The sequence below is a fragment of the Embleya sp. NPDC055664 genome (genome assembly GCF_053618075.1).
In genome coordinates this window covers 472,917-492,016 of the sequence record NZ_JBSHGZ010000001.1, presented here as the reverse complement: position 1 = coordinate 492,016, position 19,100 = coordinate 472,917, and the positions used below count along the sequence as shown (strand labels likewise).

General features: G+C 72.9%; 14 protein-coding genes. 4 read left to right on the top strand and 10 right to left on the bottom strand.

Features of this window, described 5'->3' with window-relative positions; all coding sequences use genetic code 11:
* Positions 1–7: 7 nt before the first annotated feature.
* Positions 8–346 (bottom strand): hypothetical protein, encoded by a 339-nt coding sequence (locus ACWGR4_RS02090; RefSeq protein ID WP_452128301.1) that lies wholly within the window; start codon positions 344–346, stop codon positions 8–10.
* A gap of 95 nt (positions 347–441) precedes the next feature.
* Positions 442–1,665, bottom strand: coding sequence for a hypothetical protein (locus tag ACWGR4_RS02085; protein ID WP_452128300.1), 1,224 nt, complete (start codon positions 1,663–1,665; stop codon positions 442–444).
* 344 nt (positions 1,666–2,009) lie between these two features.
* Here ACWGR4_RS02085 and ACWGR4_RS02080 point away from each other — a divergent pair, with 344 nt between their 5' ends.
* The gene (locus ACWGR4_RS02080) at positions 2,010–5,171 is read left to right on the top strand and encodes a BTAD domain-containing putative transcriptional regulator (protein ID WP_452128299.1); all 3,162 of its coding nucleotides are present in this window, start codon (positions 2,010–2,012) and stop codon (positions 5,169–5,171) included.
* Positions 5,172–5,205: 34 nt separating this feature from the next.
* On the opposite strand, the gene ACWGR4_RS02075 is transcribed toward ACWGR4_RS02080, so the two are convergent.
* The 3 genes from ACWGR4_RS02075 to ACWGR4_RS02065 form a co-directional block, all read right to left on the bottom strand.
* Positions 5,206–5,364, bottom strand: coding sequence for a hypothetical protein (locus tag ACWGR4_RS02075; RefSeq protein ID WP_379996817.1), 159 nt, complete (start codon positions 5,362–5,364; stop codon positions 5,206–5,208).
* Between the two features lie 71 nt (positions 5,365–5,435).
* Positions 5,436–6,245, bottom strand: a complete 810-nt coding sequence (locus ACWGR4_RS02070) for an ATP-grasp domain-containing protein (RefSeq protein ID WP_452128298.1) — start codon at positions 6,243–6,245, stop codon at positions 5,436–5,438.
* Between the two features lie 72 nt (positions 6,246–6,317).
* The gene (locus tag ACWGR4_RS02065; protein ID WP_379996813.1) at positions 6,318–7,271 is read right to left on the bottom strand and encodes an ATP-grasp domain-containing protein; all 954 of its coding nucleotides are present in this window, start codon (positions 7,269–7,271) and stop codon (positions 6,318–6,320) included.
* 1,100 nt (positions 7,272–8,371) lie between these two features.
* Between ACWGR4_RS02065 and ACWGR4_RS02060 the strand changes: the two genes are divergently transcribed.
* Positions 8,372–9,223, top strand: a complete 852-nt coding sequence (locus ACWGR4_RS02060; RefSeq protein ID WP_452128297.1) for an acyl-CoA thioesterase — start codon at positions 8,372–8,374, stop codon at positions 9,221–9,223.
* A gap of 66 nt (positions 9,224–9,289) precedes the next feature.
* On the opposite strand, the gene ACWGR4_RS02055 is transcribed toward ACWGR4_RS02060, so the two are convergent.
* Entirely contained in the window at positions 9,290–9,904 is a 615-nt protein-coding gene (locus tag ACWGR4_RS02055; protein ID WP_452128296.1) for a zinc ribbon domain-containing protein, read from the bottom strand.
* Positions 9,905–10,246: 342 nt separating this feature from the next.
* Here ACWGR4_RS02055 and ACWGR4_RS02050 point away from each other — a divergent pair, with 342 nt between their 5' ends.
* Positions 10,247–11,671 (top strand): aminopeptidase P family protein, encoded by a 1,425-nt coding sequence (locus ACWGR4_RS02050; protein WP_452128328.1) that lies wholly within the window; start codon positions 10,247–10,249, stop codon positions 11,669–11,671.
* The gene (locus ACWGR4_RS02045) at positions 11,668–14,643 is read left to right on the top strand and encodes a LuxR C-terminal-related transcriptional regulator (RefSeq protein WP_452128295.1); all 2,976 of its coding nucleotides are present in this window, start codon (positions 11,668–11,670) and stop codon (positions 14,641–14,643) included. Before ACWGR4_RS02050 ends, ACWGR4_RS02045 begins: the two co-directional genes overlap by 4 nt.
* On the opposite strand, the gene ACWGR4_RS02040 is transcribed toward ACWGR4_RS02045, so the two are convergent.
* Genes ACWGR4_RS02040 through ACWGR4_RS02025 form a run of 4 tightly spaced genes read right to left on the bottom strand, consistent with a single transcriptional unit; the run spans position 14,633 to position 19,073 of the window.
* The gene (locus tag ACWGR4_RS02040) at positions 14,633–15,886 is read right to left on the bottom strand and encodes a hypothetical protein (protein ID WP_452128294.1); all 1,254 of its coding nucleotides are present in this window, start codon (positions 15,884–15,886) and stop codon (positions 14,633–14,635) included. The genes ACWGR4_RS02045 and ACWGR4_RS02040 overlap by 11 nt on opposite strands.
* Complete coding sequence (locus ACWGR4_RS02035; RefSeq protein ID WP_379996804.1) at positions 15,873–17,387, bottom strand: amidase; 1,515 nt, start codon at positions 17,385–17,387, stop codon at positions 15,873–15,875. Before ACWGR4_RS02035 ends, ACWGR4_RS02040 begins: the two co-directional genes overlap by 14 nt.
* Positions 17,380–17,601, bottom strand: a complete 222-nt coding sequence (locus tag ACWGR4_RS02030; RefSeq protein WP_452128293.1) for a hypothetical protein — start codon at positions 17,599–17,601, stop codon at positions 17,380–17,382. Before ACWGR4_RS02030 ends, ACWGR4_RS02035 begins: the two co-directional genes overlap by 8 nt.
* The gene (locus ACWGR4_RS02025) at positions 17,598–19,073 is read right to left on the bottom strand and encodes an aminopeptidase P family protein (protein WP_379996800.1); all 1,476 of its coding nucleotides are present in this window, start codon (positions 19,071–19,073) and stop codon (positions 17,598–17,600) included. The genes ACWGR4_RS02030 and ACWGR4_RS02025 overlap by 4 nt, the downstream gene beginning before the upstream one ends.
* Between the last annotated feature and the right edge of the window lie 27 nt (positions 19,074–19,100).

The window sequence follows — 19,100 nt, the reverse complement described above, 5'->3', positions numbered from 1 at the left end:
GTCCGGCTCAGCCCGGACCCGCCGCGCCGAGAACGGTCAACGCGTGCAGGATCGACGCATAGCGGGGCCAGGGCGGATCGGCGTCGCCGCGCCGTACCCGCCCCGGCGACGCGGCACCGATCCGAACCAGGGCCAGGTTCGGCCCGCGGACGATCAGCGTGACCAGGGCCCCGGGATGCGCCGCCGCCAACTCCCGGTCCCGCTCCCCCAGTCCCGCCCACGACGGCCGCCCACCGTCGGCGACCACCAACACATCGGCCAACGCCGCGCGCGGCGACGGCAGTTCGACCCGAACGTGCTCGTCGACCACGGTCCGGCCATCACCGCCCCGCAACACCACGGTCACCGAGACCGCCCCGGCCCCGGTCGACCGGACCGACCCCGGGCCGCGACCCGGCCGGCACCGGAACGGATCCGGGCCCCCGCCCGGCACACACCCCGTCATCGCGGTGCCCCCGGCAGGTCGGCGATCCGCACCCTCGGGCGCGCGGACGTGGCCTTGAGCTTGAGGTGACGGTAGATCAGGTGGCGCATGTTTCCCGCGAAGGACCCGGGCTGGGAGGTGATCCGCGCGGCCACCCGGGCGTAGTCCGCCCGCCGATGGTCCGCCGGGATCCGGGACAACTGGGCGAGCATCGAGCGCCGGTGCCGGATCCGCGGCGCGAAGCGCGCCAGGTCGCCCAGCGGGGAGGCCGGATCGATGTCCGCCCGGGGGTAGGTCGCCAGTGCCACCGGTGCGTCGGTGGCGGTGGCGTACAGGCTCAGTGAACCGTGATCGCCGACCACGCAGTCCGCCGAGACCAGGACGCCCCGCCAGTCGTCCTCCGGCGGGATCAGCACCAGGCCCTCGCGCAACGCCTCGGCCAGCCAGGACCGCACCTGCCAGGCGCCGTGGCCGCTCCATACGTTCGGGTGCATCAGCGCGGTCACCCGGTAGCCGTCCCGGGGCAGTTCGGTGGTCATCCGGTGCAGCAGCTCGGGGGTGCGGCCGAGCAGCGAGTTGCCGCCCCATGTGGAGGTGACCACGATGTGCCGCTGGCCGGGCGCGATTCGCAGCGCGTCGCGATAGCGCGCCCGATGCGCGCGACTGGCCAGCAGGCAGTCGTAGTTGGGATCCCCCGCCACCACGGCGGCGCGCACCGCCTCGGGGCAGGTCGTGCCGAGCCGGGCCAACTCCTCGGCGTGCGCGAGCAAAATGGTTGCCGGCACCAACCGGCCGTCCCGGATCAGATCCTGCGGGGCCAGCCCGTAAGTCCCCCGGGCGGCCACCATCCGTCCGCCGCGCGGCGCGGGGACCAGCTTGTTGTGTCCCGCGCCGTGCGCCATCACGACCACGGGCGCGTCGAGTTCGGCCAGTCCCTCGTGCCCCGCCGCCAACGCGAGGTCGAAACGCATGTCCACGGCCCGGTGCCACGGCACCGTGGTGGCGCCGAGCCGGTCCAGGAACTCGGCGACTCCCGAGGTGAAGATCGTCGGTGCCATCGTGAAGAAGACCTGGACCCGCAGGTCTCCTTCGAGCAGACTGACCGCGTCGATCAGGCGTTGTCCCGACGTGACGTTGTGCACCACGACCAGAACCCCCCGCTCCGCCGATCGGGTCGTCCACCGCGCCGCGTCCGGTCGGACCGGTACGGGTCTGGGCTCGCTGCCGGACAGGATCGTCATTCGCGCCTCCATGAGCATCGTCACCACCGGACGGGCCCCGTTCCCCCGTGGCCGAGCGGATCAGTGGGGTCGAAACGGCCGTTGCCGCCGACAACCGGGACATCCCCGACCGGTGGGGTGAATTCCTTGCAGGTTGCCGGCAGTCATGTTGCATCACCCGTGCGCAACCGGAATGCCCCCTTGCGGATGGGCGATTTCCGGACGGATCGGGGCCGTCGTCTTCTGGTGGCCCTGTGGCAGGACGTGCCACAGTTGTCACACGACACCTCGGCACCGGGCGCGTTGGCCAGGAGGGACTGGGGCGGGGGGATAACGCGGTGCTATCGATCCGGGCCCTGGGCCCGATGGAACTGTGGGTGGGCGACGCCCGGCAGCCCCTGGGATCGATCAAGGAACGATGCGTGCTGGCCGTGCTGTTGGGCGCGGAGGGCGCCGCGGTCTCCACCGACGCGATGATCGCCCGGGTGTGGGACGACGAGCCGCCGCCCACATCCCTGGACACGCTGCGCACGTATGTGTCCCGACTGCGCCGGCGCCTGCGCACCACCGGCCACGCGACCCGCCTGTCCTCGGATTCCCGGACGTATCGGCTCCAGGTGGAGCCCGAGGAGGTCGACTTCCGCCGCTTTCGGCTGCTGCGCGAACGGGCCAACGCCACCGAGGATCCGGCGTCGGCCGCGGAGTTGTTGCGCGAGGCCGAACGCCTGTGGCGCGGCCAGCCATTCGCCGGGCTGCCCGGGTTATGGATCGAAACGATCCGGGGCGGCCTCGAAGAGCAGCGCCGACAGATCCGTGAGCGACGTGTTCACCTGGAGCTCGGACTCGGCCGACATGCCGAAGTCGTCGTCGAGTTACGCGACTTGGCCGCGCAATATCCGGTCGCCGAGCCGGTGGTGGCCGACTTGATGCTCGCGCTGTACCGATGCGGGCGCTACGGCGAGGCATTGGAGACCTATCGCCGCACCCGGGCCCGACTGAGCAACGAACTGGGCGCCGATCCGGGACCGGACCTGGAGCGGCTGCATACCCGGTTGTTGCGTCGGGATCCGGCGCTGGCCATCCCCGCCCGGGTGTCCGGTGGATCCGTGACGCGCGAGGCCCTGCCCGAGCGGCCGGCGCCGAGCGCGCCCGACACGCTGCTGCGGGACACCCGGCACTTCATCGGCCGCCGCGCCGAGTTGGCCCAGTTGTTACGCGAGGACGAGGTCGGGACGGCGCTGCCGGTGACGGTGATCTCCGGCCTTGCCGGGGTGGGCAAGACCTGTCTGGCCATCCATGCCTCGCACCTGATGCGGGGGAACTATCCGGACGGGCGCCTGTATCTGCACCTGCACGCACACGACGCGCACGAGTCGCCGATCGAACCGGCCGAGGCTCTGGGCTCGCTGCTGAACGAGATGGGTGTGCCGAGCGCGCAACTGGCGACCACGCCCGATCTGCGGGCGGCGCAGTGGCGGCGGACCATGGCCGATCGGCGGGCGCTGATCGTGCTCGACGACGTCCGCGACGCCGCACAGGTACGGCTGTTGTTGCCGGGCAGTCCGCGCTGCCGGGTCCTGGTGACGAGTCGACGCCGGCTCACCGATCTCGAAGGCGCGCGCTCGTTGTCCCTGCGGGTGCCGAACGCGGCGGACGCGGCGGCCCTGTTCACCCGGATCGCCGAGGAGTCTCGGGAGTTGGCCGAGGCGGATCACGCGCCGGTCGCCGAGATCGTGAAACGGTGCGGTAATCACCCGCTGGCCGTCCAGCTCACCGCGAATCGTTTTCGTCATCGCGCGGGGCGGGTGCACGATCTGGCGGCCCGACTGGCCGAGGCACCGCGCACATTGGATGTGATCGACGCGCCGCCGGGGATCTCGATGGCGTTCAACCTGTCCTACACGGAACTGGGTTCGGTCGCGCGGCTCGTCTTCCGGCGCCTCGCGCTGCATCCGGGACCGGATGTCGGCCGGACCGCGGCAGTGGCGATGTGTGGTCTCGGGGCCGACGAAGTCGGTTACGGGATAGACGAGTTGGTGGAATCGCATCTCTTGGAGGAACCGGCGCACGATCGATATCGCTTCCACGACCTCGTGCACGACTTCGCGCTGCACACGGCGTACCGGGAGGAGTCCGCGCCCGAGCGGATGGCGGCGGTCACACGGGTCCTCGATCTGTATCTGGATCTCGCCGATCGGGCGGACCGGCTGGCCTATCCGCACGGGCGCCGATCGGGCCTGGTGCCGGCGCCCGCGCGGCGGACGGAAGTCCCGTTCGGGACGCCCTGGGAGGCCGAGGAGTGGTTGGATCGGGAGCGGTTCAACCTGATCGCGGCGGCGCGGCCGGTCACGGGCGTGGCGTCCGACCACGCACGTCACCTCGCCGAGGTGTTGGCGCGGTCGCTGCTGAAGTGGGGTTCGTGGGGGCTCGCGCGCGATCTGTACTCCGCCGCGCTCGACGAATGGCGCGCGGCCGGTCCGGGCAGGGCGCGGGCCGCGACGCACCTGTTGATCGAACGGGCCTCCATCCAGTGGCGGTTGGGCGACCACGAGGCCGCGTTCCTGGACGCGAGCGAGGCGCTCATGCTCGCCGAGGGCGCGAAGGATCGGCGCGGCCGGGCCGAGGCGTTGGCCGAGATCGGCGCCACGCACCTGCGGGCGGGCCGTTTCCAGGACGCCGAGGATCACCTCGATCGGGCCCTGGAGATACATCGGGAGATCGACAGTCCGCATGGCCGGGCCGGAATTCTGCTGCATCTCGGTGTGCTGAACGGGCATTTGCGGAAATACGATCGGGCGACGGGTCTGCTGCTCGCGGCACGGGACATCTATGAACAACTGGGCGAGCGGCGCGAATTGGTGAAGGTACTCAACAACGTCGGCGAGATCTTTCTGCTGCGGGATGATCTGGACAATGCGGAGCGGTATTACCTGGAATCGCTGGAGGCGGCCCGCCAAAGCAATGCGCGGGCCGAATACGCGATCCTCATGAACAATCTCGGTCAGGTGGAACAGGCACGCGGGAATCCGCTCGCCGCGTTGCGTCGTTACGCGCAGGCGCTGCACGTCTACGGGCAGATCAGCGATCTGCGCTCCGAAGCGGACACCCGGATCAACGTCGGTCTCGCACATCTGGCCCTGCACGACCCGGGCGAGGCGCTCGCGCACTTCGCCCGGGGGCGCGAGATCGCCGAGCGAATCGGCGACCTGTTGCACCGACAGCGGGCCGCCGCGGGCTTCGCGCAGGCGTACTCCGACCTGGGCGATGTGGCCGCGGCGCGGGCGGAGTACCGCACGAGTGCGGATCTGGCCCGCAGGATGGGCACGGCGCTGGAGGAGGCGCGGGCGCTGGCCGGGCTGGCTCGCACGACCGAGGCGATCGATGGCGCGGCCGCCGCCCGTGCGCACTGGTCGTCCGCGTTGGCGGGCTATGAGCGCCTGGGGGTGGCCGGCTCGTCCGCCTCGGCCGAGGCGGACGAGGCCAGGGCCGCCCTGCGGCGCATCGAGCGCATCGACGGTGAGGCGTGAGGGGGGTGGCGAGGGGCCGGTGAGGGTGGTGGGTTCAGGCGAGGAGCAGGAGCAGGGTGGACGGCTCCAGGTAGTCGCCGGCGCCCATCATGAAGGTCGCAAAGAAGTCAAAAAACGCCATGGTGCAGCCTTTCCCACAAAAAGTTGGGGCGGAATCCGCCGAATCGACGACGGATCCGTAACCTATCGGCACGCCCGCGATCTTCGCAGTCGATTGCCGCAGTCGACGCGCACCGTCTTCGACACGTGTGCAGTGGCCGAGGATCAGTGGATGGGTTTTGCCCGTTCCACGCGCATTGCGCCGGTCGGACAGGAGGCGGACAACTCCGCCTCGGCCGACATTCGGGTATTCGGCGGCATTCCGGTTCGGGTGGCCAATTCCGCCAGGGCCTCGGGCGCGCCGCGCATGTTGCGCATGCCCGGGAAGGCGTTCACGTCGATGATCGACGGAACCCCGTCGACCTCCAGGATGTCCACGCCGTAGACGTCGAGACCGAACGCCTCGCCCACTCGGCGGGCGAGCGCGGCCCAGCCGGTCGGCAGGTCCTGCGGGGCGATCGGCTTGGTCTCGGCGGGGCCGTCGAGCGCGGTGCGGCGCAGGCCCGCGAAAACGTGCCCGTCGACCACCCACAATTTGTGATCCCAGCCACCGTTGTCGACGAACACCTGGGCCACGATGGGCTCATTGGGCCACACCCGGGCCATCGCCCGCAACGAAGGCGCGTCGTCGACCCGGGCCACCAGGTCGTCCCTGCGGCTGCGTCGGCTCTTCACCATCAACGGAAACGCCGGTCGGGTGTCGAGAAGCTCGGCGGGCGAGGCGAAGGCGGTGGTGTCCGGGAACGGCAGTCCGGCGGCCCAGGCGAGTTCGGCCATCCGAACCCGGTCCAGGCAGGCGTGGGTGGCCGCCGTCGAGTTGAGGACCCTCGCACCATGCCGCTCGGCCCGTTCGGCGAACGCGAGCGCCCGGGCGGTACGGGCCTTGAGCAGGTAGACGTCGGCGGTGATCGGATGGTCGGCGGTGACGGTGTCCGGGTCGACCGCGACGACCTCGTGACGCGGCGTCAACAGCACGCGCGTGTCCGCGAGAAGCGGGTGGTCGGGGCGGTCGGTAACGAGGCAGATCCGCAATGTGCACGCGCCCCGTCAGCCGACGTACGCGGCCGGCGCGGCGTCCACGATCGGGCTCGCGGCGGCGCGGGCGGGGGTGACCACGGACCTGGCGCGCAGCGGCGGACGCACGGCGGTGACCGGGCCGGTACCCTGGGCCGCCCCGGTGCCGATGCCGGTGCCTCCGGCCGCGAGGTCGAGTACCGCGCGGGCGACCCGGGCGACGCCGTCGGGCACGCACCGGAAGCTGGGGAAGTCGTTGACATCCACGACCATCGGGCCGTCCGGCCCCTCGATGATGTCGACCCCGAACAGGTCGAGGCCGAAGGTGGCGCCGATTCGCTGCATCAGCGCGGCCGTTCCGGGCGGCAGCGGCACCCGGCTCTCCCGGACGGGCTGCTGCGGATGCAGCGGCGAGCGGCGCACGGTGGCGTGCAACTCGCCGGCGACGGAGTACACCTTCAGGTCCTGCCCGGAATTGGGTACGTATTCCTGGGCCAACAGCGGCCCCTCGTCGACCAGTTCGGCGGCCAGGCCGGCCAGGTCCTCGGGGCCGGACACCAGGTGCACGGCCCGGCCGGAGCTGCCGTCGGCGGGCTTGACCACGAGCGGGTAGCGGTCGGCGGGGATCGCGCCGAGCAGGTCCGGGATCGCGGCGAACCAGGTGTCCGGCATGGGCAGCCCGTGTGCGCGCGCGATCACCGCGGCCACCGCCTTGTCCCGGACCGACCGGATCGAACGCGCGTCGTTGATCGTGGTGAGCCCGAGCGCCGCCGCGGCCTCCAGCAGACCCAGTCCCGGGCCGCCGGAGACGGTCTTGAGCACCCAGGCGTCGTGCGAGCCGGCCCGGATCAGGTCGGACAGGCCGATCAGTGAGCTGCCGGGACGCACGATGTCCACGTGGTGCCCCCACGCGTCGAGCTGTCGGATCACGTCGAGCGGCATGCCGTCATGGCGGTAGTGCTCCTCGACCAGGAAGGCCAGTTTCATCGATTTCCCCCCGGGACGGCCGCCGTTCCCCCATCCGGCGAAACTTTGACGGCACAGCATGCCACGCGTGCCGCGGACGACCGGCACACACCCCACCAAACTCCGCACGTGACCACCATCATGGGCCATTTGGGGGACGATTCCTCATCGCCCCAGACTAGAGAGGAATCCAGCCCTCCGCTCGCCCCCCGGCATAGAGCAGGTCAAACCCCACACAGCCGGTCCACCCACTGTCCGATTCGCGCAAAAGGGGACGGTCGGCGGCATGAATGGGTGATGCGCCAGGCCCCGGCCGTCGACGCGGCGAGCGATCTCGGCGCCGGCCCGGTTCGCGACGTCGAGCGTGCCCAGGGCCTCGGCCGACCCGTCCCGACGGTGCGCCGACCGGCGCAATGATGTCCTCGCCGCGCGCGAGCACCAAGGCGATGGCGATCCGCGCCACGCTCGCGCCCTTGGCCTCGGCGATCGCGCCGACGCTCTCGTGGCGTCGGGACTCGGGGGGTGGATCAGGGCGACGGTATCGGCGACCGCGACGGTCGAGCAGGTCGCGGACGTGTGGGCACCACCCTGCGGGCGCCCGTCAGTGGAGTGTGGTGATCGCGACGGTCGTGATCAGCACACCCGGTGGCCCTCGCCGAGTCGGCATCGGGATCAATAGGGCATCGGGCGCCCGGATGGTGTGCGCAGATCCGCCGGCGGCTGCGGCCGCGGGGAAACGGGACGTTTGACGATCCTGATCCGTGTCATGGCCGCGTCCTCCTGGTCGTTCCCGGTCCGGCGCAGAGGCCGCGGTGTACGCGACGCGCGCCACCTGCTCCTTCGATACCCACCCGGACGCCCCGAACCCTCCGCCGACGGCGAACAACCCGTCACTTTGCCCGCCGCGACCCCAATTCCCCGGCCCGGAGGGCGAAATCGGGCCGTCGGACCTGGCCGGCGGCACGCTCCACCCGCCCGATCGAGGCAACTCGACCGCGAAGGGACGCAGTTCGCGCAGCCCCGGTGGGTGGCGAACCGCGTAGGCCCCCATCCGAACCGGCGGGCACGCCCAGGGATATAGTGAGTTTGGATTTCCAACCCAGTTGTCGGGAGGTGCCGGTATGGAGCAGGCAGGGACGGCGGTGGCGCAGGTGGCCTCCTCGTCGGTGCGCGAGTTCACCGTGGACCGGTCGTGGTGGTCGTGGGAGGGTGCGCACGGCGGGAGCCTGGTGGCACTCGCGCTGGAGGCGATGCGGGACGACGTGGTCGCGCGGTCGGGCACGGACCGGTCCGCGCGGACGATCAACGCGCACTTCCTCAGGCCGGTGGACGAGCGCCCGTTCCGGCTGACCGGCACGGTGGAGCATGCCGGCCGGGGCAGTTCGGTCGCCTCGTTCCGCGCCGCGCAGGAGGGCGCCCCGGTGCTGTTCGGCTCGGCCGTCTTCGGCGCCCGGCGTCCCGGGCCGGACGAGGCCGGCTCCCCCGCGCCCACCGTGCCGCCGCCGGACCGCTGCGACCCGCTCGCCCTGCCGGCCGGCCTGGTCGCGTTCGGGGAGCACCTGGAGATCCGCCCGGCCGGGCCGAACCTGCCGCTGTCCGGCGCCGCCGACCCGGAGTTGCTCGCGTGGATCCGGTTCGCCGACCGGCGCGCACTGGACGCGGCGGCCGTGGTGATCCTGGCGGACGCCCTGCCACCCGCGCTGTTCGCCTGGTGGACCCGGCCCAGGGCGGCCCCGTCGGCCGAGTTGACGGTGCACTTCGGCAACGCGCTCGACGACGGCCCGGTGTCCGGGTGGGCGCTGGTCCGGATGCGTACCGAGCACGCCGGCAACGGCTGGGCTCTCGACGACAGCGCGGTATGGACGGCGGACGGGCGCCTGCTCGCCCTGGGCCGCCAGGCCCGCCGGGTCCTGGCCGATCGGGGTGCACCGGATCCGGCCGGCGGGCGTACCCGACCGTCGCAGTCCCGTTGAACGCCGAGATCCCGCCCGCCCGTTCGTCGGGGCAGGCGGGATCTCGGCGGTCGGGCGAGAGTGCGGTCAGCTGCGCGGCACGTTGCGCTGCGCGGTCTCGACGACGCCGGTGACGTGGGCCGGGGTCATCTGGAGCAGGCCGCCGACCTGGTCGAGCAGGGCCCGCTCGGCGGAGCCGATGCCGCCGTCGGCCGCGGCGATCAAGGCCGCCCGGGAGAGCAGCCATTCCCGGCCCTGCGGCTGGAGTTGGTCGCCGAGCGGGACCAGGATCGGCGGCAGGTCGACCGGCGCGCCGGCCAGGTCCGCGTCCAGTTGGGCGACCGTGTACCCGGCCACGCCCGCCTCGGCCACGGCACCCGCGGCCACGGTGCGGGCCGCGGTGGACGGCATGCCCGTCACCCGCAGCACGGCCACCGCCAACGCCCGCATGCCCTGCGCGAGTTGCGCGGAGATCTGGGCGCTGGTCGCGCCCTGCAGCACGGTGTCGTGGAAGGTGCCGCCACACGTCGCGCACTCGACGTGGGTGCCCTGCTGCTTGAACGGGAAGATCGGGATGAAGAACAGGGTGAACCAGCGGCGGGCCTGCTTGAGGTGATACTGCCGATCACCTCCGCACTGCGGGCAGTGGAAGACGCCCCCCGAAAGTGTTCTGAATATGGTCTTGAAACCCCAGATGAGCATGTTCTCGATTCCCCGTCGTCGCGTTGGCCGGCACGATGCTCCCACACCGCCACGACAGGTCTCCGGTGGGTATGCGACCGCACCGGACCGCGTGGGCCGAACACGCACGCGCGCGCCCGCGCACCCGCGCGCCACGCGCCCGACGACTCGGGCGCGCCGCCGCCCGCCCACCCGGGCAACGGCTCCACCGCTCGACGCACCGCCCCCGATCGACCGCCGTGTCGGCCGCGCGGCAAAGCCTTCAAGGCCATAGAAGTGTCACATGTGCAATGGTACCGTCCTTCGAAACCAGGCGACGACGATTCGGGGCACACGGTGGAGCGGCAGCAGGAGACCGACGGGATCGAGAGTCACGACCGTGAGGTGTCGGCCGCGCTGGCCGCGTCCTTCCGGCAGGGGTGGGCGGACACCAGCCGGAAGTTGCCTCCTCTACCCGGGGCCGCGTACGCGGCCAAGCGGCGCGCGGCATTGTCCGAGCGATTTCCCGGCGAGCGGATCGTGGTCCCGTCGGGCGGGTTGAAGACCCGCAGCAACGACTTCGACTACACGTTCCGTCCGCACTCGGCGTTCGTACACCTCACCGCCGAGCAGGGCACCCAGGCCGTTCCCGACAGCGTGTTGGTCTTCGAGCCCACCGGGACCGGGCACTCGGTCGTGCTGTTCACCCGGCAGCGCTCCCCGCGCGGCGGACCGGGCGGCGCGGAACTGTACAGCGACCGGCACCACGGCGAGTTCTGGGTCGGCCGCCGGCGCACGCTGTCGGAGACCTCGGACGCGCTCGGGATCGAGGCCGCCCCGCGCGAGAACCTGGAACGCGCCCTCGGCGGGAACGTGCCGACCCGGGTGGTACGCGGCGAGGACACGCTCGTCGACGCGCTGATCCCGGCGGTGCGGCCGGCCGAGGCGGAGGCCGAGCTGCTCACCTGGCTGTCGGAGTCGCGATTGGTCAAGGACGAGTGGGAGATCGAGCAGATGCGCGCGGCCGTGGACTACACGGTCGCCGGATTCCACGACGTGGTCGGCGAGTTGCGGCATGCCACGACCCTGGCCCGGGGCGAGCGCTGGGTGGAGGGCACGTTCAACCGGCGGGCCCGTCTGGAGGGTTACGGCCTGGGCTTCGAGACCATCGCGGCGGCCGGCGCGCATGCCTGCGTCCTGCACTGGATGCACAACGACGGCCCGGTGCGCGACGGCGAACTGCTGCTCCTGGACGCCGGGATCGAGGCCGACTCCTTCTACACCGGCGACGTCACCCGCACCCTGCCCGTCAACGGACGCTTCAGCGACGTGCAACGCCGGGTCTACGACCTGGTGTTCGATGCCCAGTCGGCCGGCATCGCGGCGCTGCGCCCGGGCGTGCCGTTCGGCGACTTCCACGACGCCGCGATGCGCGTGGTCGCCGAAGGACTGGACGACTGGGGTCTGTTGCCCGGCGGCGCGGAGGCGGCGCTCGCGCCCGGCTCGGGGTTGTACCGCCGCTTCACCATCTGTGGCTCCGGCCACATGCTCGGCCTGGACTGCCACGACTGCGCCGCGGCCCGCCGGCAGAACTACCTGGGCGGCACCCTGGAGGCCGGCCACGTGCTCACCGTCGAGCCCGGGCTGTACTTCCAGCCGGACGATCTGACCATCCCGGAGGAACTGCGCGGCATCGGGGTCCGGATCGAGGACGACTTCCTGATCACGGCCGACGGGGCGCTGTGTCTGTCCGCCGGACTGCCGCGCGGCGCGGACGAGGTCGAGTCCTGGATGGCGTCGCTGCGATGACCACGCGCCGCCCGCTGGTGGATCAGGTAGGCGGACAGTTACGGCGGGCCGGCGCGGTGGCGGTGGTCGGGCCCACCGGGTTCGGCAAGTCGCAGGTCCTGGACGACGTTTGCACCGCGTGGCAGGCGGCCGGGGATCCGGTGGTGCGGCTCAGTTCGGCCCGCGCCGATGCGCAGATCGCCTACGCACCGCTGATGGATCTGTTCTCCGCGTGTCCGGCCGAGGTACGCGGCGAACTGTCCGATCTCCAGCGGTCGGCGATGGACTGGGTACTGCGCCGGGTGGGCGGGCCCGAGCCGGACACCACCACCTTCCGGGTCACCGTGCTGTCCTGCCTGCATGCCTGGGGGCGGCGGGCCCGGCCGTTGCTCGCCGCCGACGACGTGCAGTGGTGGGGGCCGGGCAGTCTGGATGTGTTCGGGTTCGCGGCGCGGCGCAGCCGGGGCAGTGTCTCGCTCCTTGCCGCGTTGCGCCCGGACGGGCCGTCGCCGCACGACGTGCTGGGCGGCGGCGCGGTGGAGATTGGCATCCCGCCGCTGGGGCCGCAGGAATCGGTCGCGGTGGTGCGCTCGTTCGGCATCCCGCTGCGTGCCGCCGCCCGGATCCACACGGCGACCGGTGGCAGTCCGCGCCTGGTCTCGGACATCGCCGCCGGGCTGGCCCGCGCCGGGATCCCGATCGGCGCCCTGGACGCCACGCCGCTGGCCCCGTACGCGCGCCACACGATGCGCGCCAGGTTGGCCGATCTGGCCGAACCGGTGCGCCGGGTATTGCTGTTGGCCGCGCTCGCTGCGGATCCCACGCCGGCCGGTGTGCGTCGCGCCGCGGGATCGTCGGCCGAGGCCGCGCTGGCCGCAGCGGAGGCCGCGGGGGTGGTCCGGGTGACGGCCGGGGCGGTGGTCTTCGCGGCGCCGGTGGTGCGGGAGGGGATCGTCGCCGAGGCGGGCGGCGAGGCCGTACGCCGGGCACACCGGGTGTTGGCGGCGGCCTCGCTCGCGGCCGACGACCGGGCCTGGCACGCGGCGTGCGCACTGGGCGCGACCGAGACCGCGCCGGACCTCGTGCCGGGCCTCGCCGCCGCCGCCGCGACCGCACGCGGGCGCGGCGACCACATCCGGGCCGCCGAGTTCGCACTCCTCGCGGTCGACCGGGCCGGCGGCGGTCGCCCGGACCTGCTCGTGACCGCCGCCCGGGACGCCGAGGCGGCCGGGCGCTTCGACCTGGCCCGAACCGCACTGGACCGCCTGGTCCGCAGCCGGGCCGGACCGGCGGCACGGGCCCGGGCCCGATTCGCCGTCCTCGACGCCGCCGGGCGAGGCGCCGCCCTGCTCGCCGACGTCGCCGCGCAGGCCCTGGCCGACGCCACCGCCGCCGCCGAACCGGCGCTGGTCTCGGCGGCCCATCTGCGGCTGGCCTGGAGCGCGCACCTGGACCGGGGATATCCCGCCGACGCCCTCACCCACGCGGAGCACGCCGTGACGTGGGCCGAACGCGCCGGCGACCCGGCGGGCCGAGCCGCGGCACTGACCATGGCGGCCCGGATCCAACAGGGCCGGGGCACCCCGGACCACGTCGACACGCTGCGCCGCGCACTGGCGGCGGGCGCGGAGGCGGAGGCTGAGGCGACCGGCGGGCGCGACCCGGAGGCAAGGCGCCCCGCGCCCCTGCGCCGGACACCGGAGCGCGGTGGCGGGGCCGCTCCGGAGCCGCGGGGCGGCATCACCCCGGCCCCGGGCACCGGGCACGGCCCGAGCCCGGGCCGGGACGCCTCCCCCGCCCCGGGCTCGGCCTCCACCATCACCGACCACGGCCCCGACCCGACCACCGCCGGAGCCCGGATCATCCACGACCCCCGTCGCGTGGCCCTTTGCTTCGCGCTTCTGGAGGGTCGCCCCGCCGAGGCCGAGCGCCTGCTCGGCCGGCTCCGCCCGCTGGTCGGCGACGGCAACGGCCCCGCCGACCTGGTCCGGCTGCTCGGCAGCGCGGTGCAACTCCACGCGCACACCGGCGACGGCCGCACCGCCCGTGAGGAGGCCGCCCGGCTCGTGGCGCTGGCCCGGGAGGTGGGCGCCTCCCCCGGCCCGCCGTGGTTTGCGGCGGCCACCGCCGAACTCGCCGGCGGCACCCTGGAACAGGCCCTCACCTACGCCGAGTTGGGCCTGGCCGCCTCGGAGGAGGAGACGGATTCGGTATTCGCCGCGCACTGCCTGCACCTGTCCGGCGCCGTCCGCCTGTTCCGGCGCGACACCGCCGGCGCACTGGCCGATCTGCTCCGGGTCCGGGACCTGACCCGGGAGTTGTGCATCGGGGACCCGGCCGCAATCCCCTACCACGCCGATCTCGCCGAGGCCCTGGTCGCCGCCGGCGATGTCGAGGCCGCGACCCGGACGGTGGCGGAAGTGCGGGATCGCGCTGCGGAGTTGGCGCGGCCGAGCGTACTGGCCGCGCTGGACCGGGCCGAGGCGCTGTGCCACGCGGCGGCGGGCCGGTTCACTCCCGCCGAGCAGTTGTTGACCACGGCGCTCGCCGGCTTCGAGCGCCTGGCCTATCCGCTGGAGTGCGGCCGGGTCCTGCTGGCCCGGTCGGCCGTCGAACATCGGCGCCGCCGCCCGGCTCGGGCCCGGGAGTCGTACGCAGCGGCCGAGGCGGTCTTCCGCGCCGCGGGTGCGCCGCCGTGGGCGCCCGCCCCGCCGGAACGCGCCGGCGCGCCGGCCGGGCTCGCGGGACTGACCGAGGCGGAGCAGCGGATCGTCGACCTGGTCGCCGACGGCCGCGGCAACCGCGACATCGCGAACTCCCTCTACGTCAGCGTCAAGACCGTCGAGGCGATGCTGACCCGGATCTACCGCAAGCTCGGGGTGCGCTCCCGGGTCCAGTTGGTGGCGCTCGTACACCGCGAACTCACCGAACTCGGGCACCGGGACGGGCGCCGGACCCCGAACGACCCACCGCCGTCCGCGGTCAGTCGGTGAAGGCCCAGGACACCGCCCCCCGGGAGGCGTTGACCACCGTGGACGCGGCCGAGGCCCGCACCAGCGCCCCGTTCGTACGGTCGCCGTAGGCGTAGACGCCGAGCACGAACCGGTGTGTGGCGGTGCTGCCGTCGGCGGTCGGCAGGTCGAGCGTGGCCGCGCGCACCATACGCTGCGCGGTCCAGGTGCCGACGCCGTCGGCCACGATCCGGGCGCGCAGCGCGGGCTCGGAGTGTTCGGCGCCGATCAGCACACCGTCGCCGCCGTAGCTGTAGCTGTGCTTGAAGACGTAGTCGGCGCGGGCGGCCAGCACGTCGTCGAGAGTGTCCGGGTCGAGGTCGAAGGTGGTGGGCACGTACCGGCGCACCGTCTCGCGTTCGTCGGCGTCCAGCAGGTGGGCCAGGTCGGGATCGCACAGCAGCGAGAACCACCGGCGGTGCATACCGAGTTCCGCCTCGAACAGGGACGTGACGGTGGCACCGCTGTCGGCGACCGACCGGAGGAAGGCGCCCTCGTCGTCGGTGTCGCCGAAGGTGATCAGCCGGTGCACGAGGGTCTTCCGGGCCTGCTCCGGGCGCAGCCACTGCGCCGGATAGGTGGTCTCGTCGCGGTAGGCGACTTCGAGGTCGGGTGCGAGCAGCCGCAGATAGTCCATCAGGGGTTGGTCCCGGCCGTAGCCGCGTCGGGCGTGCCGCACACAGTCGAGCACGACCACGCGTTCCAGGCCCAGCCGGTTGCACCGGTCCACGTAGTGCAGGGCAAGGTCCAGAAACGGCGACCCGCCCGCGACGGGACGGCCGAGCAGGTCGGCGTACAACTTCGCACTGTGGTGGCACTCGCCGGCGCCGACACCGGAGAAGGTGTTCAACTCGCAGAAGGCGTAGCCGGTTTCGGTGGGGATGATGTCGGCGCGGGCCAGCGCGAGGCCCGGGCCCAGCCGGGCGCAGTCGATGTGTCCGGCCATCGCCGCCGGGATGTGGAAGGTCTCGGCCAGTTCGGTGGGCGACAACGTCGCGCATACGTGCCGCATCACCTTCTCGTGCGCCGAGACCAACCGGACCGTGGCGGTGTGCAGTTCGTCGTGTGTGCCGCGATCCATCCGGAAGTGTGTGGGCAGGGTCGGGAAGAGGAAGCCGAGATCGCGCAGGTGCCGGTCGGAGGCGGCGCGGGCCAGCGCGAGTTCGTCGGGTTTGTGGGCGGCGGACAACTCGGTCAGGAAGGGGCGGTTCTCAGCGGCGAACATCGGCGGGCTCCGCATCGGGGTCGGGTCGGCGGCGCGTGGTGTCCGGGCCGGTCCCGAACGCCGGCGGCCGGACGTCGCGGCGGCCGAACCCGGCCTCGATGGCCGCGCCCGCCCGGAACAGGTCGGCCTCGCCGAACTCGCGCCCCACGAGCTGCAATCCGATCGGCAGGCCGTTGCCGGCGAACCCGATCGGCAGCGACATGGCCGGATGTCCGGTGACCGCGAACGGGATCGTCTGCATGTCGTTGGCCAGCCTCGGCGGCGGCCAGTCGGTGGGAAAGTCGTCGAACCGGGACGCGGTGGCCTGGCCGCAGGCGGTGATCAACACGTCGTGCTCGGCGAACACCCGGTGCCGAAACTCCTCGACGAGTTGCCCGCGCACCGCCAGGGCGCGCAGCAGGTCGCTCGCGCCGATCCCGGCTCCGGGCATCAGCTTCTGGTAGGTGTACCGCCCGTACGACCAGGGGAAGCCGCGCAGATTGTGCTCGTGTACGGCGAAGCCCTCGGCCGCCAAAATGATCCGACCGCAGGCGTTCAGTGTTTCGTAGGGCGGGAGTTCGCACTCCTCGACGATCGCGCCGAGCCGGTCGAGGTGGGTCAGGGCACGTTCGATGCCCGCGACGATCTCCGGCCGGGTGGCCGGGTCGGCGGCATACCAGGCGGTCGAGTACGCCACCCGCAACCCCTGCACGTCCCCGTCGAGTCGATCCGGTCCCTCCCCCACCGGTGCGTCGCGGGTGCGTGGATCGCGGGTGTCGGGGCCGGCCACGGCCCGGAACGCCGCGGCGGTGTCGGCGACCGTCCAGCCCAGCGGCCCGAAGTGGTCCATGGTGTACGACAGCGGGGTGGCGCCGTGGCCGGAGACGCTGCCATAGGTCGGCTTGAGGCCGACCACCCCGCAGTGGAACGCCGGCCCGCGAATCGAGCCGGCGGTGTCCGATCCGAACGCGACGCGCAGGAACCCGGCGGCCACCGCAACGCCCGCGCCCGAGGACGAACCGCTGGGGATGTGCTCCGGGTTCCACGGATTGACCGCCGCCGGGAAGGGCAGGTCCCGGCTCGGTCCGCCGAGCGCGAATTCGTAGGTGGCCAGCTTGCCCAGCAGCACCGCGCCGCCGGCCCGCAGCCGGGCCTCGACGGCGCTGTCCTCGGTGGCCGTGTCGGACACGGTCAGCCACGACTGGTTGGTGGTCGGCACTCCCTCGGCCGCGAAGATGTCCTTGAGCGCGTACGGGATGCCGTGCAGCGGGCCGCGGTCCAGGCCCGCGCGCAGGTCCAGGTCGGCCTGCCGGGCACGGCGCAGCGCCTGCTCGCGCAGGACCAGGACGAAGGCGTGCAGCGTCGCGTCGTGCGCCTCGATCCGGCTCAGCGCGTGCTCGACGAGGTCCACCGAGGTGAGCCGCCCGGCCCGCAGCAGGGCGCCGGCCTCCGCGACGGAGAGCGCGGCGAGCCCGCCGGGCCGGGACGGGACGGTGTCGGGCACAGTTTCGGGCTCAGACATCGGCGCTCCCCCTTTCCCTTTCGCGCAGCAGCTCCATCTGCGCCCGCAGCGAGCGGTAGCCGGCCAGGACGCCCGGGGCCAGATCCGGCGGCATGTCGATACCGAGCCGTGCGAGCACGACGGCGAACTCCCGATCGGCGACCTGGCCGACCTCTCCGGCCTCGGCGGCTTCGGCGCCGCGCTCGGCGCCGGCTGCGGCGGAGTCGGCGCTCACGCCGGGCGGCCGTCGTCGCCGGGCAGGCGCGGGCCCGCCTCGCGTTGCGCGGCCAGCCACGCCTCGACGTCGGCCGCCGCGACCGGCAGCGCGTCCGACATCACCCGCGCGCCGTCGGCCGTCACCCGTACGTCGTCCTCGATCCGCACGCCGATCCCGCGCAGCCCCTCCGGGACCAGTTCGTCGTGCGGTTGCAGGTAGATGCCCGGTTCCATGGTGAGCACGTGGCGCTCGCGCAGCACCCCCTGGGCGTAGTGCTCGGGCCGTGCGTGGCCGCAGTCGTGCACGTCCAGGCCGAGCATGTGGCCGAACGCGGCCAGCGTCCACCGCCGGTACGGCTGCCGCTTGTCGGCGAGCGCCTCCTCCACGCCGACCTTGACCAGGCCCAGGTCGCGCAGCCCCTCGATCTGTACCCGCTTGCAGGCCAGGTCGATGTCCTCGAACGCGACCCCGGGGGCGATCGCGGCCAGGCCGGCGTCGCGCGCCGCGTGCACGATGTCGTAGACGTCCCGCTCGGCGGCGCTGAACCCGCCCGACACCGGCCAGGTCCGGGTCACGTCGGCCGTGTAGCAACTGCGCGCCTCGGCGCCCATGTCCATCAGCAGCAGCCCGTCCGGCCGCACCTCGCCGTCGTTGCGGACCCAGTGCAGCGTGGTGGCGTGCGCACCGGCGGCGACGATCGAGGCGTAGCCCACACCGTTGCCGTCGTGGCGCGCCCGGGTGGCGAAGATGCCCTCCAACAGCCGCTCCGAGACGGCGCGTTCGCTCGGCAACACGCGGGCGACGTCCTCGAAGCCGCGCACGGTGATGTCGACGGCCTCCTGGAGCTGTGCCAGCTCCCAGTCGTCCTTGGGCAACCGCAGTTCGGCCAGCACGCTCGCCAACAGCGCGTCCCGGACGGCGTTCTCGGTGGTCGCGGGCAACAACTCCCGGTCGATGCCGGTGTCGTAACCGCGCAGAACCCGCATCGGACCGGTGATCCGGCCCAGTACCGCCGGGAGTTCGCCGATCGGGCGGGCCTGCACGCCCAGTACCGCGGACTTCTCCTCCGGCGACAGGCAGCGCCCCTGCCAGACCTCGCCGAGGATGCGGTCCAGGTAGCCGACGCCCGACGCCGGGCCGTGCCGGGGGTCGACGTACAACACCGCGTCGTGGCCGCCGCCGATCGGGTGCAGGACCAGTACCGAGTTCGGGTCCTGATCCGCCGTCAGCCAGATCAGGTCGCTGCCGCCCCGGAACGGGTAGGGCGCGCCGTAGCTGCGCCATTGGATGCGCCCGGTCGGCACCACCAGGGTCTCGCCCGGGAAGGCGTGCGACAGTGCGGCGCGCCGGGCGGCCGTACGCTCCGCGTGCGGCACGGGGACGAGTGTCGTCTCCTGCTCGCGCCAGTTGCCCGTCATGTAGTCGACGAACGCGGCGGGGATGTCGTTGTCGTGCGCCCCGGTGAGTTCTTCCTTGCCGACGTTTCCCACGTGCGGTCTTCCCTTCGAAACGATCGG

Coding starts and splice junctions, on each gene's coding strand:
- ACWGR4_RS02040 (WP_452128294.1), bottom strand. CDS start 15,886: ATGTTCGCCGCTGAGAACCGCCCCTTCCTGACCGAGTTGTCCGCCGCC.
- ACWGR4_RS02055 (WP_452128296.1), bottom strand. CDS start 9,904: ATGCTCATCTGGGGTTTCAAGACCATATTCAGAACACTTTCGGGGGGC.
- ACWGR4_RS02045 (WP_452128295.1), top strand. CDS start 11,668: ATGACCACGCGCCGCCCGCTGGTGGATCAGGTAGGCGGACAGTTACGG.
- ACWGR4_RS02065 (WP_379996813.1), bottom strand. CDS start 7,271: ATGAAACTGGCCTTCCTGGTCGAGGAGCACTACCGCCATGACGGCATG.
- ACWGR4_RS02035 (WP_379996804.1), bottom strand. CDS start 17,387: ATGTCTGAGCCCGAAACTGTGCCCGACACCGTCCCGTCCCGGCCCGGC.
- ACWGR4_RS02085 (WP_452128300.1), bottom strand. CDS start 1,665: ATGACGATCCTGTCCGGCAGCGAGCCCAGACCCGTACCGGTCCGACCG.
- ACWGR4_RS02060 (WP_452128297.1), top strand. CDS start 8,372: ATGGAGCAGGCAGGGACGGCGGTGGCGCAGGTGGCCTCCTCGTCGGTG.
- ACWGR4_RS02080 (WP_452128299.1), top strand. CDS start 2,010: ATGGAACTGTGGGTGGGCGACGCCCGGCAGCCCCTGGGATCGATCAAG.